The organism is bacterium (assembly GCA_040755795.1).
Lineage (GTDB): Bacteria > UBA9089 > CG2-30-40-21 > CG2-30-40-21 > SBAY01 > JBFLXS01.
In genome coordinates, this window is sequence record JBFLXS010000271.1 from 1 (window position 1) to 2,344 (window position 2,344).

Consider the following 2,344-nt stretch of genomic DNA (forward strand, 5'->3'; position numbering starts at 1 on the left):
TTTATCTGGGAAAATGATAAAATTATAAAATCAAGGGATTTTTATCTTTATACTATAAAAGAAAGGGAGAGTGAACTAATATCTTTTGTCCATTCACTTTCTCAAAGTAGAAAACTTGACCGATAGAGGGTGCGTGTAAAATTTATGGGTAACTATTTAACCGTCTGAAGTAACGGTTAAATCAATTGAAAATCACAAAATTCCAAATCACAAATACCAAATTACAAATAAATTTCAATGACCAAAATTCAAAATTCCAAATAATACAGGAAGAAGATTTTTCCTTCAATTATTGAAAAATCTAAATAAATTCCTCTCGTTGTCATATAATCTTTGGAATTTGAAACTTATTTGGAAATTGGAATTTGGAATTTATTTGAGATTTGGTGCTTGGAATTTGTAATTTTCGCATTGAATTTCATCTATTTCTTTATATCGGCAAAAAGATGAATATTCCTCAATATTTTTTACCCACAAATTTTACATACACCCACCGATAGAAAATAAGTTGACAGGGGAATAGGTTGATAAGGCAGAAACTTGTTTTCTTGTTTCTTTAAAAGGAGGAATTATGCCAAAACTTGGAGTAAATGTTGACCATGTGGCAACAGTCAGACAGGCACGAAAAGTTAAAGAACCGGACCCAATTATTGCCGCAATGATTGCCGAACTCGCTGGTGCGGATTCTATTGTCGTCCATTTAAGAGAAGATAGAAGGCATATTCAGGAACGCGATGTGCGAGTTTTACGCGAGATAATTACGACTAAGCTAAACTTAGAAATGGCCTCTACAGACGCTATGGTAAAATTTGCCCTATCTTTAAAACCTGACCAGGCAACTTTAGTTCCCGAGCGCCGTGAAGAATTAACCACCGAAGGTGGTTTAAATGTTATTGAAAATAAAGAGAATTTAGCCTCAGCCGTTAATTTATTACAAGATGCGGGAATTGTTGTCAGTTTATTTGTTGACCCGGATATTTCACAGATTAAAACCTCCTCAAAGATAAATGTTACTGCGATAGAATTACATACTGGAAACTATGCTAATGCTACCAGTCCTCAACAGGCTCAAGAAGAATTAGAAAAATTAGAGGATGCCGCTTCTTTTGCCATAAAACAAGGTTTAGTCGTCAATGTTGGTCATGGGTTGAATTATCAAAATGTTATACCAATCGCTTCCATTCACGGAATAAATGAACTGAACATAGGACATTCAATCATTGCCCGGGCGATTTTAGTTGGGATGGACGAGGCAGTAAGAGAGATGTTGGAACTTGTAAGGAGATAGAGACAAAAAATGTTAAAACCAGAAGATTTCTTTGATTTGTCTCATTTTGGACATAAAGCAATATTTGAAGATGTAGAGTATGTTTGGGAAGTATTGAAGAAAATCGAAACTTACATTAAGCAGGTGATTAAACCGCAGATTTCAGGCACAATTATGGATGGTGCGTTTTTAATCGGCGATAATATCCAGATTGGAGAAGGAACAGTAGTCGAACCAGGTGCTTTTATTGCTGAACCTACCATTATTGGCAAAAATACACAGATTAGACAGGGGGCTTATGTCCGCGGGAGTGTTATTGTTGGAGATGAATGTGTCGTTGGTCATACGACCGAAATGAAGAATGCGATTATGTTAAATAAGGCTAAAGCAGGTCATTTTGCCTATATTGGCGATTCTATTTTAGGAAATGAGGTTAATTTAGGGGCAGGAACTAAACTGGCTAACTTTAAATTTGAAAATCTCTCATCCACCGTAGATGTAAGGTGTAACGATAAAATTTACAAAACAGGATTGAGAAAATTCGGTGCTATCTTAGGAGATAAAACCGAAACAGGTTGTAATTCAGTGATGACACCAGGTACTCTTTTAGGACCTAAATCCATTGTCTATCCTAATACTACCGTTAAAGGTTATTATCCTGCTCATTCCATTATAAAATTAAGACAAAATTTAGAAGTAATTATTCAGCCACTGATTAGCACGGATAAATAAATATACTCCAGTGGGGTATAAATTGTGATTATTTAAACTAATCGGTAATCAGGTAATCGGTAATCAGGTAATCAGTAATCGGTAATTTGAGATAGCAGGCTACTGCTTGCTCTTTACCGATAACCTGATAACCGATAACCTGAGTTGATAGTAACAGGAAATCACAAAATATGCTTCTCTAAAGTATAGATAGCAGAAGACAGAGGTCAGAAGACAATAGTTAGTGTGGTGTTGAGTAAGTTTTGCACGGCGTATCATCAGATTTCATAACCTGCAAACGGATAATTGGTAACGGGTTAAATAGTTTCGTCCTGGGATCAGCCAAACGGTATTTAATTACCAGTT

2 protein-coding genes are annotated in these 2,344 nt (G+C 35.6%); both read left to right on the forward strand.

Features of this window, described 5'->3' with window-relative positions:
• Positions 1-571: 571 nt before the first annotated feature.
• Entirely contained in the window at positions 572-1,288 is a 717-nt protein-coding gene (locus AB1414_14475) for a pyridoxine 5'-phosphate synthase (protein ID MEW6608627.1), read from the forward strand.
• A gap of 9 nt (positions 1,289-1,297) precedes the next feature.
• On the forward strand, positions 1,298-1,999 hold the full coding sequence (locus AB1414_14480) for a glucose-1-phosphate thymidylyltransferase (protein ID MEW6608628.1): 702 nt from the start codon (positions 1,298-1,300) through the stop codon (positions 1,997-1,999).
• Positions 2,000-2,344: the final 345 nt, after the last annotated feature.